The 17,000-nt window shown below is 48.6% G+C and carries 17 protein-coding genes; 8 read left to right on the forward strand and 9 right to left on the reverse strand.

The genetic code is table 11. The annotated features are described in order from the left end of the window. Positions 1 to 121: 121 nt before the first annotated feature. The 8 genes from MKX98_RS21315 to MKX98_RS21350 form a co-directional block, all read right to left on the reverse strand. Positions 122 to 964: a hypothetical protein gene (locus MKX98_RS21315; RefSeq protein ID WP_220684641.1), complete on the reverse strand. Its 843-nt coding sequence runs from the start codon at positions 962 to 964 to the stop codon at positions 122 to 124. 13 nt (positions 965 to 977) lie between these two features. Further along, on the reverse strand, positions 978 to 1,730 hold the full coding sequence (locus MKX98_RS21320) for a vWA domain-containing protein (RefSeq protein WP_071220489.1): 753 nt from the start codon (positions 1,728 to 1,730) through the stop codon (positions 978 to 980). A gap of 43 nt (positions 1,731 to 1,773) precedes the next feature. Next, positions 1,774 to 3,870: a serine/threonine-protein kinase gene (locus MKX98_RS21325; RefSeq protein WP_220684640.1), complete on the reverse strand. Its 2,097-nt coding sequence runs from the start codon at positions 3,868 to 3,870 to the stop codon at positions 1,774 to 1,776. 158 nt (positions 3,871 to 4,028) lie between these two features. Then, positions 4,029 to 4,304: a WXG100 family type VII secretion target gene (locus MKX98_RS21330; protein WP_006211202.1), complete on the reverse strand. Its 276-nt coding sequence runs from the start codon at positions 4,302 to 4,304 to the stop codon at positions 4,029 to 4,031. 157 nt (positions 4,305 to 4,461) lie between these two features. Then, positions 4,462 to 4,974 (reverse strand): hypothetical protein, encoded by a 513-nt coding sequence (locus tag MKX98_RS21335; RefSeq protein WP_071220206.1) that lies wholly within the window; start codon positions 4,972 to 4,974, stop codon positions 4,462 to 4,464. A 27-nt stretch (positions 4,975 to 5,001) separates the two neighbouring features. Further along, a complete protein-coding gene (locus MKX98_RS21340) occupies positions 5,002 to 5,808 on the reverse strand; it encodes a hypothetical protein (RefSeq protein ID WP_071220205.1) in 807 nt (268 codons plus the stop codon). A 16-nt stretch (positions 5,809 to 5,824) separates the two neighbouring features. Then, on the reverse strand, positions 5,825 to 9,814 hold the full coding sequence (gene essC, locus MKX98_RS21345) for a type VII secretion protein EssC (RefSeq protein WP_339218264.1): 3,990 nt from the start codon (positions 9,812 to 9,814) through the stop codon (positions 5,825 to 5,827). Between the two features lie 89 nt (positions 9,815 to 9,903). Further along, entirely contained in the window at positions 9,904 to 10,215 is a 312-nt protein-coding gene (locus MKX98_RS21350; RefSeq protein WP_071220203.1) for a hypothetical protein, read from the reverse strand. Between the two features lie 365 nt (positions 10,216 to 10,580). Here MKX98_RS21350 and MKX98_RS21355 point away from each other — a divergent pair, with 365 nt between their 5' ends. The 5 genes from MKX98_RS21355 (at position 10,581) to MKX98_RS21375 (ending at position 13,693) form a co-directional block, all read left to right on the forward strand. Continuing rightward, entirely contained in the window at positions 10,581 to 10,820 is a 240-nt protein-coding gene (locus MKX98_RS21355) for a hypothetical protein (RefSeq protein WP_006211206.1), read from the forward strand. Positions 10,821 to 11,260: 440 nt separating this feature from the next. Further along, positions 11,261 to 11,590, forward strand: coding sequence for a PadR family transcriptional regulator (locus MKX98_RS21360; RefSeq protein ID WP_071220202.1), 330 nt, complete (start codon positions 11,261 to 11,263; stop codon positions 11,588 to 11,590). Continuing rightward, positions 11,583 to 12,143 carry a DUF1700 domain-containing protein gene (locus MKX98_RS21365; protein ID WP_071220201.1) on the forward strand — a complete coding sequence of 187 codons (561 nt, stop codon included), beginning with the start codon at positions 11,583 to 11,585 and terminating at the stop codon, positions 12,141 to 12,143. Before MKX98_RS21360 ends, MKX98_RS21365 begins: the two co-directional genes overlap by 8 nt. After that, complete coding sequence (locus MKX98_RS21370) at positions 12,140 to 12,988, forward strand: DUF4097 family beta strand repeat-containing protein (RefSeq protein WP_339218266.1); 849 nt, start codon at positions 12,140 to 12,142, stop codon at positions 12,986 to 12,988. The genes MKX98_RS21365 and MKX98_RS21370 overlap by 4 nt, the downstream gene beginning before the upstream one ends. A 78-nt stretch (positions 12,989 to 13,066) precedes the next feature. Next, positions 13,067 to 13,693 carry an FMN-dependent NADH-azoreductase gene (locus MKX98_RS21375; protein ID WP_194543501.1) on the forward strand — a complete coding sequence of 209 codons (627 nt, stop codon included), beginning with the start codon at positions 13,067 to 13,069 and terminating at the stop codon, positions 13,691 to 13,693. 95 nt (positions 13,694 to 13,788) lie between these two features. Here the strand turns inward: MKX98_RS21375 and MKX98_RS21380 are convergent, their stop codons facing one another. Next, entirely contained in the window at positions 13,789 to 14,094 is a 306-nt protein-coding gene (locus tag MKX98_RS21380; RefSeq protein ID WP_339218267.1) for a DUF2087 domain-containing protein, read from the reverse strand. Positions 14,095 to 14,310: 216 nt separating this feature from the next. Between MKX98_RS21380 and MKX98_RS21385 the strand changes: the two genes are divergently transcribed. From MKX98_RS21385 to MKX98_RS21395, 3 genes are all read left to right on the forward strand, one after another. After that, positions 14,311 to 15,288, forward strand: a complete 978-nt coding sequence (locus MKX98_RS21385; RefSeq protein WP_194543502.1) for a YpdA family putative bacillithiol disulfide reductase — start codon at positions 14,311 to 14,313, stop codon at positions 15,286 to 15,288. Between the two features lie 124 nt (positions 15,289 to 15,412). Continuing rightward, complete coding sequence (locus tag MKX98_RS21390) at positions 15,413 to 15,856, forward strand: DUF441 domain-containing protein (RefSeq protein ID WP_071220196.1); 444 nt, start codon at positions 15,413 to 15,415, stop codon at positions 15,854 to 15,856. Positions 15,857 to 16,127: 271 nt separating this feature from the next. Next, complete coding sequence (locus MKX98_RS21395; RefSeq protein WP_233355120.1) at positions 16,128 to 16,982, forward strand: decaprenyl-phosphate phosphoribosyltransferase; 855 nt, start codon at positions 16,128 to 16,130, stop codon at positions 16,980 to 16,982. Positions 16,983 to 17,000: the final 18 nt, after the last annotated feature.

Consider the following 17,000-nt stretch of genomic DNA (forward strand, 5'->3'; position numbering starts at 1 on the left):
CATCTGTCACAAGATTACCCAAAAGGAGTTGTTTTATAATCATGATTTCTAATTTTTTGCACAAAAAAGCCGGACCCTTGGGTCCGACCATTGTTTATCATCATCTAACATTCTTAGAAACCTACCATACAATCTCCAAAAACGAAGCGTCATCTTCCAGACCGTCTGTATGGCGAGCATTCATTAATACTTGCACTTGCTCATCAGGAATCGGCTCCTTCAGCGGATCCAGATCGTTGAGCCCATCGCTGTATAACTGAAGCCGATATTCGGTCTCCGGGTCTAATTTGCACGAAAACACGTGAGGACTGCCTCCGATCGGACCACTACGGGAAGACCATCGTTCCGAGGTCCGGAAACGATCTCCGAATACCGAGGTGATCTCGTCTTCCTTGCGCCACAAGCGTACCCTGGAGTCACCCTGCCAGGCGAGCCACAATCTTCCTTTGCGGCGAAAACCCGAGGAGAGCTCTATGCGGCCGCAAATATACATAGCTTCGCTTCCCTTGCGCTGCTTCTCTTCCAGTACTTCGCGAAGCAGCTTGGGCGTTTCGGAACTCAGGGAATGAGTCCGCATTTCCCGATCAGCTTCCTGCGTAAGCTCCTTCAGTCTGCGTTCAAGCGATGCGGTCGTGAGTTCCTCAACCGTCTCCAGCCAATTCATTAACCCTTGGCCTAGCAGACGCGAGGCCACATCGCCCCGATAACTCAATCCGACACCATCGCACAATACAAAATGGCACACATCTTCCTTCATCTTCAAAGCAATGAAATCCTGACCCATCTCGGAGAGCATGACAGATTCTGCCGCTCTGCCATACGCATAACGACATGTGAACAAATCTTTAATCTTCGTAATCGGTTCTTCCACGGTCTGCTTGCTCTCGTAATAAAACGATGCTGCTTGAGCCTTCCGTTTACGAATTCCCAACGATTCCATGCTTCTTGCGTATGATCGCTTCATCTTTGTGACCCTCTTACCTTACCGGCGTGGCAGCTGACATCTGAAACCCGATGGACACCAGCTCAGAGCAAGTGCCTGGAAGCATCATCAAAGCTCCCGGGCTCAGTTGATAATCCGCCTCAACCAGCATTTCTCGATAACTTTCGGGAAGAACGGAAGACATCATTTTAAGTTTGCGCGCGTGTTCATCCTCAAGCGAAGTATCGGCCAAAATCCCTTTCCAGCGGCGCGGTTCGGATATCGGCTGGTTCATCAGATGATCGGATATGAATATGTTCTCCACAAGCACGTTGCCGTCCGGAACGCTCATGTTCATGATGCGGCGGGCAATCGGTTCCGGATCCTCTCCCGTAGCCACGCCATCCGTCATATGGCACACAAGCGGGGCGGGGCAATCCTGCATGTTCGGAATCTCCGACTGCAGGATTTTCTCGGCCTGCAGGAACGCTTTCGCCGAATCGGAGAAACGCTTCGGCGTTAAATCCGGAAGCGATCCGATCGCCGCAATTTCGTCAATGCCCTTAATCCCGTTTAACAAATCATAGACATCATCGCTGTATGCAAGGATGGCAATCCGGTATCTAGGCGTCAGCCGATTGCCCTTCGTGGACCGAAATACCATTTGCCGAATGGCTAGGGACAAGGCCTCGTATACGACATCGATCCGCCTCCGGTCCTCCATCAGCATGTTCATGGACGCGCTGATATCAATCAGATATATAATGAGCGCTGGCGTGCGCTGTGATGCTTGAATGGTATAGTTCATCGTGAATAACATTCACCCCTGCATTTTCGTCATGTTTACTTCCTTACAGTTTTGGTATCCAGTGGCTGTCGTCACTTATGAATTTCTGCAGATTGCTAAGGCGGCTGCTCATTTTACCAACGGTTTTATAATAGGCCTTATCCTTGTTATATAACTGTATGAATTCACGTGCGGCATTCTTAGCACGGTCTTTGTTCCCGGCCACCTGCGCATTATACGCTTTATTATATAAAGCAACCAGTTCTACAACGTTTTGGGAACGCTGTTTCTGAAGTGCTGCGGCTTGGGCTTGTTCGGCAGCTCTGGCTCGCGCCTGGCGCTCCGCTTCCGCCTTGGCAGCTTCCTTAGCTGCCGCCTCTTCCTGTGCCTGTCTTTTCTTCTTCTCTTCGAGCTGAGCTAAGTACGCCTCATACTTGGCCTGATTATCATATTTCTCTTGCAATGCCTGCTTCTTTTTCTTCTCTTCAAGTGATGCCAGATAAGCTTCATACTTCGCCTGCTTCTCATACTTGGCCTGAAGCTCAGCTTTCTCCTGTTCCTTCAGTGCCTGCTCAGCTTCTTGAGCCTTCTTGGCCTCCTCAGCCTTTTTGCGCTCCTCTTCCGCTTTCTTAGCCTCTGCCTCTTTCTGGGCAGCCTCTTCCTGGGCAGCCTCTTCCTGCTGCCTCCGTGCTTCTTCCTCTTGTTTACGCGCTGCTTCTTCCTTCTCCTGCGCTTGCTGCTCGGCTAATCGCTGAGCAGTAAGCTGACGGCTCTCTGCCTTCTCCGCCAGAATCTGATTCACCGTAATCGCAGAACCTGCCAATATGACGATAGCCGCAGCGGTTGAGAGCATGAATTTACGGGATAACAACAGTGCTTTAATGCCTTTGTTGGATGATTCTTCAGCCGGACGCAGCTGCTCTTCGAGCCCCTGTATAGCGGCGGCAAGCTCCACTTCAAGCGGACTGTCCTTCTTTACGAAATGATACGCGGAGCGGAATATTTCCAACGCGCCGGAAAGATTACCCGCATCCTCCAGATCACGGGCTTGATGAAACAAGCGTCCAACCACATTGTCGTTGACCTCTCGGGTGCCTGGCTCTATGCCAAGCGATGCCATAATTTCAGCCGGCACCTCTTGGACGGTTTCAGAACGGGCTTCATCCGCCTTGTCGTCATGAGCAGCAGCAGCGGCTACAGGAGCTTGCGCTTCCTCGACTACTTCTTCTTCACTCAAGGATGATAAAGCAATCAGCCACTCACCAAAGGTAGGGCAGCTGCTCAAATCCTGACTGTCCCAGGTTCTGCCGAACAGATCCGCAATCCGTGTACCCCAACGCTGACCCAGCGATTTTTTCAGTAAAAAATAACGCTCGCACGGGGTCTGCATTTCATGCTGATCAAAATAGCTTTCGCCCCATGCCCGATTCACGATAGCCGGATCGCTCCATCCCAGCATTTCCGCAATGATAACAGCACCTGCGAAACGATCGGCATATGAACTCCATAACCCGCTATGCACCGTACGGTGAGCCGCATATCCAGGAGAGCCAGCAAGCAAAACATCAGGTCGATCCATTTTGGGACTGTACATCTGCTCCACATCGACAAGCTCAACGGCGGCAGCGCCTTCCGGCAGCTTCACTTCCGAAAAAAACGGAAGCATGACATTAGGCGCAGACAGGTCACAGTGGGCTAAACCGCGCTGCTCCATGCTTGAGCCGATAGCTGCCAATGCCTTGGCAAGCATCAGGCTATCAGAACGTCCCAGATTACGCTGATCGCTTATAACGTCAAACCAAGTACAACCATGAATCCATGGCATGATGACCGCGTAGAGCAAATCCGGATATTCCGCTATCAAATCTCCGTTTCTTTCGGGAGTGAGCACCTCTCGACTGCTTACCTGCAAACCCGGTATCTCGCGATAATTCCCCATATGTTCGGATTGATACACCATAGCCGGAATTCTGAACTTAGGAAAAAATACCTTTAGTGCTTTGGCTTCATGCAGTTCCCCGTCCACAGGAATCAACTGGTAGACGATTCCCTGACGCCCAGCTTGGGCATAGGCTACGCCTGGCGCTGCAGGATGCTGCCCTACTGTATAAGCCGTTCCATTTACAACAATCCCATCGCCCGGGTTTGGCTGAAATGTCATGAACGTCATCCTCTCTTAACTCCGTTACCTAACTATATAACTCTATTAACCACATGGTTATATTCTAAACATCCAAAATTGCAAGAAAACCGGGTTGTCTACCACCCGGTTTATTCTGCCTATTAAACTATTATAAAGCAAAAGTCTCCGAATGGATATTAACGGGATTCGTCAGCCATACGGAATTTCTGAGCGATCGCTTTCAGCTCATTGCTGATGCTGTCAAGCGTTTGAACGAAGGAGTTCATCAAACGGCTTGCTTCCTGGAATTCCTGGAAAAAGCGCTGCTTCGTCATACCATCCCATTGACCTTCCATGCCGTTGATCGATTGAGTCAGGCTGTTAACGATTTGCTGACTTTGATCACCGCTTTGTTTAAATTGGTTTGCTACTTGTTCAACTTGTTCTGGCGTAATTAAAATACGTCCTGCCATTTATGTAACCTCCTAGAAATTCGTTTTCTGGTGACACTTGACATCTTAGCCCATGAGCCTCAGTTTATCAAAGCGTCCTCAGACCTAATTTCCAGTTACCCTATACGTCCCAATTTGAAACATTTACCATCCCGATTTTCCCGAAAGGAATAGGAGTTTAGTTGGCAATGCCAAACGAAGACGGATCGGTAAAGGTCCAGCTTTGCCCGGCTAACGCGGCTTGTTTAGCCGAATCTCCGTTGTCTCCACTGGTCATGCCCACGGCAGCTGCTACCGAACTCGGGTTCGATATAACCGTCGAGGAATTGCCATATTCCGGTAATATGGATGAGCGCCCCTCCATGCCGGAAGCGGCAAACAGAGCCGTCGGTGATACTGTACTTACGATGGCATGCTCCAAAATCGTATGGTACTGATGATCCGTTTCTTGAAATTGATCGGCTTTGCTTTGAAGATGCTTGCCCAACTGAGCAAGAAGAGCTCCCAGATGCTCTCCAAGACTCCGGGCAGACTGCCACTCATCAATAACCGCCGCTTTGAGAGACGTCTCCCAAACGAGTGATTCCATAGCTTGGTTGAGCGTTCTCGTAATCGCTAAATATTCATCGCCACTATGCTGCAGCTGACGGCTTAACGTCCGGAGAGACTCCGGCTCGACAGAAATACGCATTGGTCCTCACCTTTCATACAGGCTCTGTTACTGTTTCAGCCACATGAGTAGCATATGACGAAACTGCTCTTTGGTCGCTGGTGCTGCGGTTAACCAGTCCTGGTCTCCCTCCAGGCTCATACGCAGCAGCCAATTCATGGACTCGTTCACTATAAATGCTGCATTTTGACTTTCCCAGCTGTTTCCGTTCCAAATCGACAGCTGGAGTTCCCCCGAAGACACCTTGTTTTTCATACATTTCGCTAAAGCGATGGAACCTTCCGCATCATCGGTCAACCTGGCCAAGCGATCGCCGATATCATCGCTGTTCTGTTCGGAAACGGAGGTGTAAATATCTCCGAATTCCTTCCGGCTAAGGAGAAGTGCCGGAATATCCCCCCAGTTTTGGTCGCTTAGGGCCAGATCCTGCACCAGTTGATCGCAGGTTTGTTCGATCGTGCCAAGTTCGCTTAGCAGGTAACATCGATTGTCTTCGCCGCTTCTGCATACTTGTATTACCCGTTCATCCGTAACATGCAGATATCCTTCAAACGCCGAATCCTGATTTTCATATTTCAACCAGCACGCACGTTCCGCAAGTCCGGCAATAGCCACTCTTGAGAAGACCTCGGGTGGAATCGACAATTCCCCGCCTTCCTCTTGAATCAAATATTGCTTGCTTAGGAGCGATTGTTTGGTTTTCTCCCACTCAACCGCGATTTCTTCCGTTAAGTATCCTACAAATGGATCTTCAACACCAAGTAATCGGTCCGATCCGATAATTCCAGCCAAGAAGAAAAATTCCTTGTCATTCAGCGTGATCGTTTCTTGTTTGGAAGCATGAATTGTCAACATTATGAGCCACCTCCCCTCAAACTACAACATGCCATCGGTCGCGAATTTCTGTGACCCATCTTTGGGCGTTCCATTCGTCATCAAACGGAACTGCGCCTTTTATTCTGGAAAATTTGCGTTTTACGTAGTACCCCTGTCCTGGCGGGAGTATTTTTAGTCCTCCAGGACTATTAGCGGATTCGGAAAAAGGAATTCTGAAGAACGATAAATCGTTGGAATCCAATGTTCCGAATAAAAATCCGTTTTGTGCAGCCTTAATATCAGTAAACCAATCGACGCCATACGTCGGGAAATCGGCCGGCACACCGGCAACGATAACATGTACCCGGCGGTCCCTCCCCTGTCTGACGATGGCTGACAGCTGGTCTTTCAAAGTAAAATCGGAAAGCTGCTTGCTGAGCACGTCAGCGTCATCAATCATAAGCAGGATCGTCGGGTCTTCACTGTCTTTCGACCGGGTTTGAACCCGTTCATAAAGACCTGAAATGAGCGGAGCCAGGTCTTCCTCATTCTCCGCATGTCCACGGACATGCGGAAGATGATTCATCCGACTCAGACCGCTGCTACCATAGCGCGTATCTACCGTATAGATTTCCAGCTCATCCGGCGATGTATGATATGCAAGTGATAACATCCAGCTAAGAAGGAATGACGTTTTACCGCCTTCCATCGGACTCGCCACAATAAAATGCGGCCCATCCTCCAGATTGATAGCAAAAGGAGTCAAATCATCCGTAGCCACTCCGACAGGAACCCGGTACTTCGCCATACCTGCTGTTTCGTAAGGCTTTTGTACCTTCAGCAGTTGATGAAGCGGAATCTTGTCCGGCAGTGACTCAATCCGCGGCGCTTCCTCCCCGTGCCACGCTGCCCGGTGAGTGCGAATCATATCGCGGAGCGCTGCGGAGCGGTCCCCCTCTTCCTGGCCTGAAGCCGGCAAGGCCGTCTGAAATTCAAGCGGCGGCACCTGCCCCTTGACCAGACCTCTTCCCGGTGGAAGCTGGCTGGGGGCTCTTGTTGGACGCCCCACCGCATAATAGTAATCAGCAGGATCGGCCAGTTCGTACGACACTGCTTGCGAGATGTTGCTTCGAACCTTCTCAAACATATCCGAAATTCGGTTCGCCGTAATGACAAACGTTATTCCCAGACTGCCGCCTTCTCGCAGCAGGTATTCAAGCATATCATTCTCATCCGGATACGAGTTCCGGAAATTCAGATAACCGTCAATAACCACGACCAGCTGCGGAACGGGTCCTGTGTTGCCCCGGCGATAGGATGCAACAGTCTTCACACCCGCTTCGGCAATCATGTCCTTGCGAGTCGCCGCCGTTTTCGTCAGAAAACGGAACAGGCGCTTGATGCGATCCTCTTCCTCCGCCGTCATGACTCCTCCGATATGTGGAAGCCCTGTAAAGTCCCGCATCATTCGGCCCATATCCACGATATACCCATGCCAAAAGTCCGGGGTGTACCGACTGGCTAACGACATCAGCATCGTTTGAATAAAGGTGGTCTTTCCAAGTCCAGGCATGCCGTACACGGCCCAGTGGCCTTGCTCGAGATTGAGCATCAACGGCTTCTGGCATTGGTTTGGCAGATCATCAACCATCCCGACGTAGGACACAAGCGCCGAATCACCGAACAGCTCCTGCTTCTGCAGCTCGGTCCCGGACTGAATGCTCTCCAGATCCAAGCTCTCCGGAAGCGGTGGAAGCCAAGGCCCCTGTAGCCGTTCGATTCCTTGCTCTTCGGCAACTTCCGCTACATGGTCGATAAACACCTGGAGCTGTTTGGGTACCTCCAGATGCGCTCCCAGGGAAGGATTAGATGCAAGCAGAGGCTCACTCTTCCCGTTGATTCGCACCTCCCGAATAACCACTGCGCCAGGCGTATCCTTCTCTTCAATGTAAGGAGCACCGCTCCAGGCAAATTGCATTTCTTCAAACACTTCATCGCTGCCCACCTGAAAATAGCCTCGTCCGGGCTTGTTAATCCAGGCTGCATTCGGAATCTTCAGCATATCACGGCTATCGCCCTCGCTTTGTACCCGAAGGCAGATCCGAAAGCGCGAATTACTCCAAATTTTATCGTCCACGACGCCCGCCGGCTTCTGAGTCGCAAGAATCAGATGGACTCCGAGTGTTCGTCCAATAGCGGCGATGCTGATCAATTCATCCATGAATTCCGGTTGGTCTTTCTTCAGCTGTGCAAATTCATCAATGATAATAACGAGATGCGGAAGCGGTTCGCCATGCCGATTGCGCAGCAGCTTGTAGTACTCGTCGATATGCTGCAGATTTCCCGCATCGTTCAATATTTTCTGGCGGCGAACCAGCTCGGCTTTCAGCGACACCTTCGCGCGCTCGATTAGATTGTTATCCAGATTCGTTATGGTTCCTACAACGTGCGGCAAGTTAACAAACGTGTTCGACATGCCGCCGCCCTTGTAATCAATAAGCATAAATGCCAGGTCATGAGGGTGGAATTCGGATGCCAGGGAGGCAACAATGGATTGAATAACCTCACTTTTCCCGGAACCGGTCGTTCCCGCAATCAGACCGTGCGGTCCATGACCTTGACGCTCTATTTTATCATGAAGATTCAAATTAATCTTCTTTCCGCCCGCCCGGACTCCCATCGGAACGGGTAATGAATCCGGATATCGGTTCTGCTGCCAGCGTCTGTGTACATCCAAATCGTTGATTTTTTGAATATCCATCATCTCGAAGAGTGCCAAAACGCTTGGGATATCCGACGCAGAGGATCGTTTCAGCCGGATCGGCGCCATGTATCGGGCCAAGGCTTCGATTTGCTCCCTGCTAATATGATGGGATTGGAAAGTTTGCTTGGAGACCGTGCCATCTGCTTTCTTAATCGTATACGCCGCCTGCTCCCGGTCAACCTCTACAATAAGCTGGCAGTGCATCGGCAAGCTTTCCTTGCGGTCGGACAAGATGATGGTAACCGCATCGGTCGCTTCGGCATCTTCCATCAACAGAGGCAGCAGCGGTTCTTCCTCGATTAATTGGGTAGCGGATAAAATCACCACGTATGCCGGTGTCTCAATCGTTTTCTTCCCATGCTCGGCACGATTATTTTTACGCCGGTATAAGTGAGTAAATATTTCATCCGCAAGCTGATGGGCATTGCTCCGTCGATCCGCAAGATAGCGGCTGGATCGATCATCATCCCACGTATGTGGGAGCCAGCGCAGCCATTGCCACTCGCTCGCTTCTTTCTCTTCGTAGAACGCGGCGATCTTCACTTCATCGGGTGAGTGCCGCACAGCCGTTTGGGCCATCATCACGCGCAGCATATTTAATACGCGCTCTCTTCCGCCTACGATCCCTATGACCTTGGATTCGAATAACGGCAGCGCAATCGATGCATCGTCGACGGACTGAAATTCGGAAGACAGCAATTCAGCTGCTTCGATCAAAGGGTCCTTGTCATACCCATCCGCGCGGGGAGGCTTTACGTTAATGTAAAACGGAACCTCTCCCTTGCCCACGCAAATCTCCAGAAAGTCCTTATCTTCCGGGGAGCGTTCCCATAAGCTGCTGCTCCGGTTCTTTACGACGTTGTAACACACGTCCGGATCGCCATGGATTTCAAACAGAATGTGTACCTGATCCTCCTGCCGCTCCTTGAGCTCTTCGCGGTGCAGATCAAGCTGTGCCCGGTACTTCTGATTTCGTTCAGCCAGCTTCTTCTGATAGGTCTTCTTGTTGCTTAAATACATGAAGAACGGCAGCGTGTAGGATGTCAGCATCATAAAGATGGAGAGCATCTGGAACATCATGTAGTTGGTATTCCCCATTTTGCCGCTCACGTTCATATAAACATAGAAACCGACCGTCGCAGCCGTCATAATAATCGGGATAATGATGGCAATCATCGAAAACGACGGTTTGCTCGGCTCGGACGGCGGTCTCAGAATCTCCATGTCTTCATTCGGTAAAGCCGGTCTAATACGCGGCGAACGTTGGTACAACACGTTCATAAGTCACTTCCTCCTAATCCAGAGCATCTGAAATGTACAATTATGTATGTGGCTGTTTCATTCAAAACCAATGGGTTACTTACCCAATCTCAGCTTTCTTGAAACAACGATCTTCTGCCATAGACAGGAGCTTCCTCGGTGGTTGTTGAGAATGCCCGTTGCAAACGAATATAGGAGCCTTCCCTAAGTCCCGCTTCAACGAGGTTAGAATGGCCGCCTACCGTAAACCACAAGCCTTCCGGGAACTTTGCTTCTAATATATATTGAATCCCTTCACCCGAGGGTTCACGAAAAAGACGTAGCCCCAGCAGCTCATTCAACCGTTCAATGGAGCACTCATCGGGTACGTCGATATCAAACCAATCATCTTCATTTCGACCGCTGATCACGGTGAGTATCATCTAGCCAACCTGCCTTCCCAAACATGGTAATCCTTATGTTTATTCCATATGCAAAGTCCAATCACCTATTTCAATAGTTACAAAAAATAGTTACATTATTGTAATAATATCATCCCAGGGTCAGTTCTGTCAATTTGTGTCATATTTCCTATTTCCTATTTTTCATGCGGGTTTATTAGTCCTGAGGGACTATTTATATATTGATTATAGGGTAAACCCGGGTTTTTCGTCGGTAAAACAGCGTCGTTCACAAAAATGTCACGCTCTGAAAAATGATGCTGATTAATTCTATGAATTTAAGGTTATTTTAAGATTGGCAATTTATAATGCAAATATCATGAAAAATCTTTCGTGAGGTGATTGATATGAAAACACTTATCATGTTCCAAAATAAGCCGGTTCCCGTATACTTTACAACGGATAGCAAGCAGCCGGTACAGAAAGTATTAAAACTGCTAACCAGCGCGCTTGACCATAAAATTCAAACCGGCAAAAAGGCGCTGCAAAAATGCCTCAACTCCCTGATCAGCATTGAAATCGAGGGATCCGAGGCAATTCTTCACAGCAAAAGCGAAAACGACTCTCTTGCGCTATCTCTCTTTTAAAAAAGAGGGATAGCCCTTTTTTTGTTTAACTCCATTATAACCCGTAATGACGATCCTCGGCTATCTGCGCTCTCTGAATTCGGATTTGAAACAATTTCACGAGATTTCTCCGCGTTGTCATCTCCTGGCAACTGTCCAATTTTTTTAATATAAACCGATCGATGGACATACTGTTCATCCCTCCATTCTTATCTTGGAAAAACGACCCTATGTTCTGATAACTTCTATTAACCGTGCCTTTTCAAGATTAAACGAGACTTTCTTACGTTCAACAAAGCTTCTTATGATTCGACGATGTTTTGGTAATAACCCATTTTATAATCAGTACCTTGCATTAATCAGTACTTAGTGATATCTTATTGTAGAACCACTACTGAATATTAATCACTACCTCATGTTTACAGCATGAACATGGACTTATGAAAGGAGGTATTTGCCGTATGAATGTCAGTATTCAATTCAAAAAAGGCGTTCTTGAACTCTGCGTGCTTGTGTTAATCCATCGCAAGGACCAGTATGGCTACGAGTTGGCTCAAGCGGTATCGAGGCATATTGAGGTAGCCGAAGGGGCGTTGTACCCTCTCCTTCGCCGACTTGTTAATGAAGGCTATTGTACGACGTACCTCCAGGAATCGACCGAGGGTCCGCCCCGTAAATATTATAAGCTGACGCCCAGCGGAGTGATTTATATGAGAGCCTTGGTAAAGGAATGGCAAGCTTTTGTGGGCAATGTGACCAATCTGATAGAGGAAGGAAATTTGTATGACTAAAAAACAGTTTATTGCAATTTTGGAATCGCGTCTTGCCGCGCTTCCTCCCGACGAACGGCGGGAATTCATTCATGATGTGGCGTCCCATTTTGTCATTGGCATGCAGAATGGACGAACTGAAGAGGAAATCGCCCGTGAACTGGGAGATCCTTTTGAGATGGCTAAGGAAGCGTTAGGCGACCGGTATGTGGATATGGATATGCCTGCTCCGGCAGCGATCCGAAGACCGTCTTCTTTTGGAAAATATGCAGTAGGAGTCGGTTTGTTCTTCTGTGCATTGGTGGCAGTCCCCTTCCTTGCGGCATTATGGTCCGGAGGCGTCGCTATTGCTCTGGGAGCCCTGGCAACCTTGCTGAGCCCGGTGCTCGTTCTGCTTGACTATATCGTAAACGGAACGTTTTATCCGGCCAAATTATTCTTATCTATCTCTTTGATCGGAATCGGCATCTTCCTCGGATATGCCACACGCTCAGCCATGGTTGGGTTGTTATCGTTAACCTTGAGGTACTCCAGATGGAATACGCGTTTATTGAAGGGACGTGACGCACAGTGAACAGAAAATGGTTGTTCAGTTTAGCAATCGCACTTATATTGGTAGGAATCGTCGGCATGGCTGCGAACAAGTTTAAATTCGGAGAAGATCTTGTCAGCTATCAGAATCGATGGGATCTGCAGGATGCCGAAAATTTGAAGAAATTAACGATTGCCAGCAATATTAATATCAGCTTCGCATTTGAGGACAGCGGCGATTCGAACGGATATATCGCGTTTGACGGCAAATTAAAACCGGAGCATGTCGATATTCTTAAAAACTTTAATCCATCAGGCTTTGAGGTGAAATTGGATCTGACTACTCCTTCCACTTTTCAGTTGATGAGTGTGGACTTTCGTTCACCGAAAGGAACACTGACCATCGTGCTTCCATCAACCACGCAACTGGACGAACTCGATTTGTCGACCATCTCCGATAATATCCAGGTAAGCGGAGCTTCCTCCAAGGTGGTTGACATCTCCGTGAAGTCAGGCAGCATTAACTTGAGCGGAATACAAGCCGAGCAGTTAAGCGTTGAGAACATTTCGGGAAGCATTCGCGGTTCTGACATTCGGGCATCCACCCGGCTCGTCAATCATTCGGGAAATGTCGTGCTGAAAAATATGGAAGGTCCCTTGGACATCGAGGTCACTTCCGGTAACGTAAACGCAGGATTGCTTGGCGTTTCATCGGTTAATATCCTGTGCAGATCCGGCAACGTGAAAGTACAGCCTGACCCGTCATTCCGCGGTTTCTATGACCTTAAGACACTGTCGGGATCCGTCTCGGCGCCGGAGTCATTGAAAGAAACAACCGATACCATCCAAGTGGAAACGTACTCCGGTAATATCGATATCGTACATTGAGACGTTGTTGACAAACAATAAAAATGAAATATACTATACTTTATAAAGTAAACCTAACAACAAGGAGTGTTTTCATACATGTCTAATGTACTATTCATCAAAGCAAACAACAGAGCTATCGAACAATCGGTAAGCGTAAAAATGTACCATGCGTTTTTGGAGTCCTTCAAAGCAAGCCATCCGGAAGACCACATCACGGAGCTTGACCTTTTTGCAGAGAATCTTCCTTATTATGATAGCACTGCCATCAACGGTATGTTTAAAGCTGCCCAAGGATTGGAAGCTACACCGGAAGAGCAGGCGGCTGCATCGAATGTGAGCAAATATCTTGACCAGTTTCTTGCTGCAGACAAAATCGTGCTTGCTTTCCCATTGTGGAACATGACCGTACCTGCCGTTCTTCATACCTATATCGACTACCTGAACCAAGCAGGCAAAACGTTCAAATATACCCCTCAAGGCGTTGTAGGTCTCGTGACTGGCAAAAAAGTCGTCATCCTGAATGCGCGCGGCGGCAACTATTCCGAAGGACCTATGGCTGCGGCTGAGATGGCTGTTAACTTCGTAATGGGCAATCTTCGTCAATGGGGCGTACAGGATATCGAAACCCTGATCATCGAAGGCCACAACCAATTCCCTAATGAAGCAGAAATGATCGTTCAGAACGGTCTTGAGCTCGTTAAAAAGGCTGCTGCCGGTTTCTAATCGAACTTATACGGAATAATGACACGGATCGTTATATACAATAGCCACCTTCAACTGCTTAGGCAGTGAAAGGTGGCTTTTTGTGATAATTCCATTTAAACCTTTTCCCATTGGGTCCATAACTCGCGCGGGTTACGTATATAGATTTCATGATCACGGCTCATATATTGATGCATGATAAATTCCCGCCGAATGGTCGCATAATCGGCATAATAACGCTTGATAAACGCATTGATATCCTTTTCCGGATATTCCTTCCCCGCTTCAAGTTGCTCTACCAGGTATTCCAATATGACGAGTTTCTTCTTGTACTGGGCCGGAATGGAACGCAGCGTTCCGTCTTTCGCTATAAAATTCCGGAGAACGGTTGTTTTATAGGCTTCGCTAGCAGTCGTTTCCATCTTTTTTTTCCTCCCTCCTAATAACAAGTTTCATAACCATCTAATTTAATATTAATCTAATTAGATGGTAATCAAATTGATGGTGTTTGTCAAATCCTTTATGCTTGAAGTCAATTCAGCCAGGCTCCATACCGCCCAATCTGGATTTATCCTCTTATTTGCTGTAGGATTATAATGCTGATCTAAACGCAAGGCTAATACATAAGGAGGTTCACCATGCTCGACGTCTTAATTATCGGCGCAGGCCCATGCGGTCTCTCAGCTGCCATTGAATGCCGCAACCAGGGCCTCAGCTGCGAGATCATCGATAAACACAATGTAGTTCATTCCATTTATCTCTATCCAACACATATGCAGTTTTTCAGTACGGCTGAAATGCTTGAAATCGGAGATGTTCCGTTCGCCATATCGAATGATAAACCGTTTCGGCACGAGGCGCTGGCCTATTATCGCAGAGTTGCCAGACACTTTAATCTGAAAATCTCCCCATACGAAGAAGCGCTCACCATAACCAAGCAGCCCGACGGGAGCTTCCAGGTGAAGACCCAGCGCCGCGGTGGTGTAGAGTCCATTCGAGAAGCTAAACACGTAGTCATTGCTACGGGTTATTTTGATCATCCGAATTATATTGGCATTCCCGGAGAAGACTTGGAGAAAGTAACCCATTATTTCCGGGAAGCCCATCCATATGCAGGAATGAAAACCGCGATCATCGGCGGCAGCAATTCCGCCGTAGATGCTGCCATGGAGCTTATCCGGGTCGGAGCCGAGGTGACGATGGTATACCGGGGTGAGGAAGTTTCACAAAACATCAAACCTTGGGTACGTCCTCTGTTTGACAGCATGGTGCAAAAAGGTCATATCCAGCTTCACCTGAACTCGCGTGTCGTACAAATCGCGGAATCTTCCATTACCGTTTTATCGAATCAAGGCCAGGAAACAATCATTGAGAATGATTTTGTACTGGCCTTGACCGGATTCCGTCCTGACCGCAAGCTGCTTGCCTCCTCCGGCGTTGAACTGAATGAAGACATGGAGAAGCCGCTTTATAATCCGGATACGATGGAGACCAACGTTCCGGGACTCTATGTCGCAGGCGTCATTGCATCCGGCCGCAACGCCAATGAGGTGTTCATTGAGACAGGCAGATTACACGGTCGCCTGATTGCTGAGCATCTGGCTTCGGACGCTTAAACGATAAACGTCGTGCATTCCCTGAGGACAGGCCGGTTTTTATGATGTTTTTCTTACGATATCAGGAAGGTATACGCTTCGTAGTCTAACTTTCTGATATCTTAAACATAAGGAGTGATTCCCCATGGACGTAACTTCACTCATCCTGCTGGCTATGGCGGGACTTGGTATTATTAGCAGCAATTCTGCCGTGACCATTGCGATGCTGGCATTGCTTCTCATCCGCGTAACCGGTTTTCAGCAAGCATTCCCATGGCTGGAGAAATACGGACTGACACTCGGCATTATCATTCTCACCATAGGTGTCATGTCACCGCTGGCCAGCGGAAAGATGAGTCTGCAAACGATCGGCGAATCATTCCTGAACTGGAAATCGCTGTTGGCCATCGCCGTCGGCATGCTTGTCGCATACCTGGGCGGCCGGGGTGCCACGCTGATGGGTACCAATCCCACCGTGGTTGCGGGTCTTCTCGTTGGCACGGTGCTTGGGGTAGCCCTGTTCCGAGGCGTACCCGTCGGGCCGCTCATTGCGGCCGGTCTGCTGTCCCTGTTGATCGGCAAATCATGAGGAACCGAATGCAGCCTTCTCTTTTTGCAATTAATAAGCAGAACAATAACCTCCCTGCCAACTCGTGAACGCTTGGGGAGGTTTATTTGTTCTATATGTAAGCTTCGCAACCAACGGATCATTACCATATATAGTCTATTTTATGGTATGATAGCTATCGTGTTTTAGCGCTATTTCTCGTAAATCCTTATGAAATATGATGTATCAGGAGGTAACACCATTGTCTTCAACGAATACCGAATCGGTCGCTGCTCCGCTTAAACAGCTTCCCATGCTGCTCTTCAGGCAGCTGAGGCCTAAGCAATGGACCAAAAACCTGCTCATATTTGCAGCTCCCCTCTTCTCCTTTGAAGGGGTAAATCCCGGCGTGCTATTCGACACCCTGATCGGTTTTTTTCTGTTGTCCTTCGTTTCCGGCTGTGTCTACATTGTGAACGATTATGCCGATCGCGAAGCGGATCGCAACCATCCGGTGAAAAAATACCGTCCCATGGCCTCGGGTGCATTGCCGCCTAAGCTGGCTATTGGATTCGGCGCGCTGCTGCTGATCGCTTCGCTGGTCATATCTTATTTGCTCAATCCGCTGTTTACCGTATTATTGGTGCTCTATTTTGCCATGAACGTAGCTTATTCCTTCCGGCTGAAGCATGTTGTCATCATTGACATCATGATTATCGCGGCCGGGTTTGTGCTGCGTGCCATCGCAGGCGGACTGGTCATCCACGTCCCGTTCACGCCATGGTTTCTTCTCTGTACGATGCTGTTATCGCTCTTCCTGGCGATTGGCAAGAGACGACATGAACTTCATCTGCTGCAGCATGACAAGGGCTCTCACCGCAAGGTGCTCGATCAATATTCGTTCGATCTGCTGGATCAGATGAGCAGCATTGTCACCACAGCAACCATCATCAGTTATTCGCTGTTTACCTTTACGTCCGGCAGAACCGTTCATCTTATGTGGACCATACCACTCGTTATCTACGGGATGTTCCGCTATCTTTATCTGATTCACATCGAGAAAAAAGGCGGGGCTCCGGACCGGGTGCTCCTGGAGGACGCTCACATCCTGGTCACCGTGATCCTTTATGTCATCAGCGTCATCGGAATTTTGGTATACTTTGAATAATACAGAATCGGTAAATTG

It is taken from the genome of Paenibacillus sp. FSL W7-1332 (genome assembly GCF_037969785.1).
Lineage (GTDB): Bacteria > Bacillota > Bacilli > Paenibacillales > Paenibacillaceae > Paenibacillus_AQ.

What these genes read in the sequence shown, in the direction of transcription:
- MKX98_RS21315 (WP_220684641.1), bottom strand. Translation starts at nt 964, where the DNA reads ATGAAGCGATCATACGCAAGAAGCATGGAATCGTTGGGAATTCGTAAA.
- MKX98_RS21380 (WP_339218267.1), bottom strand. Translation starts at nt 14,094, where the DNA reads ATGGAAACGACTGCTAGCGAAGCCTATAAAACAACCGTTCTCCGGAAT.
- MKX98_RS21335 (WP_071220206.1), bottom strand. Translation starts at nt 4,974, where the DNA reads ATGCGTATTTCTGTCGAGCCGGAGTCTCTCCGGACGTTAAGCCGTCAG.
- MKX98_RS21340 (WP_071220205.1), bottom strand. Translation starts at nt 5,808, where the DNA reads ATGTTGACAATTCATGCTTCCAAACAAGAAACGATCACGCTGAATGAC.
- MKX98_RS21350 (WP_071220203.1), bottom strand. Translation starts at nt 10,215, where the DNA reads ATGATACTCACCGTGATCAGCGGTCGAAATGAAGATGATTGGTTTGAT.
- MKX98_RS21320 (WP_071220489.1), bottom strand. Translation starts at nt 1,730, where the DNA reads ATGAACTATACCATTCAAGCATCACAGCGCACGCCAGCGCTCATTATA.
- MKX98_RS21375 (WP_194543501.1), top strand. Translation starts at nt 13,067, where the DNA reads ATGTCTAATGTACTATTCATCAAAGCAAACAACAGAGCTATCGAACAA.
- MKX98_RS21330 (WP_006211202.1), bottom strand. Translation starts at nt 4,304, where the DNA reads ATGGCAGGACGTATTTTAATTACGCCAGAACAAGTTGAACAAGTAGCA.
- MKX98_RS21395 (WP_233355120.1), top strand. Translation starts at nt 16,128, where the DNA reads ATGCTGCTCTTCAGGCAGCTGAGGCCTAAGCAATGGACCAAAAACCTG.
- MKX98_RS21385 (WP_194543502.1), top strand. Translation starts at nt 14,311, where the DNA reads ATGCTCGACGTCTTAATTATCGGCGCAGGCCCATGCGGTCTCTCAGCT.
- MKX98_RS21325 (WP_220684640.1), bottom strand. Translation starts at nt 3,870, where the DNA reads ATGACATTTCAGCCAAACCCGGGCGATGGGATTGTTGTAAATGGAACG.
- MKX98_RS21355 (WP_006211206.1), top strand. Translation starts at nt 10,581, where the DNA reads ATGAAAACACTTATCATGTTCCAAAATAAGCCGGTTCCCGTATACTTT.
- MKX98_RS21390 (WP_071220196.1), top strand. Translation starts at nt 15,413, where the DNA reads ATGGACGTAACTTCACTCATCCTGCTGGCTATGGCGGGACTTGGTATT.
- MKX98_RS21360 (WP_071220202.1), top strand. Translation starts at nt 11,261, where the DNA reads ATGAATGTCAGTATTCAATTCAAAAAAGGCGTTCTTGAACTCTGCGTG.
- MKX98_RS21365 (WP_071220201.1), top strand. Translation starts at nt 11,583, where the DNA reads ATGACTAAAAAACAGTTTATTGCAATTTTGGAATCGCGTCTTGCCGCG.
- essC (WP_339218264.1), bottom strand. Translation starts at nt 9,814, where the DNA reads ATGAACGTGTTGTACCAACGTTCGCCGCGTATTAGACCGGCTTTACCG.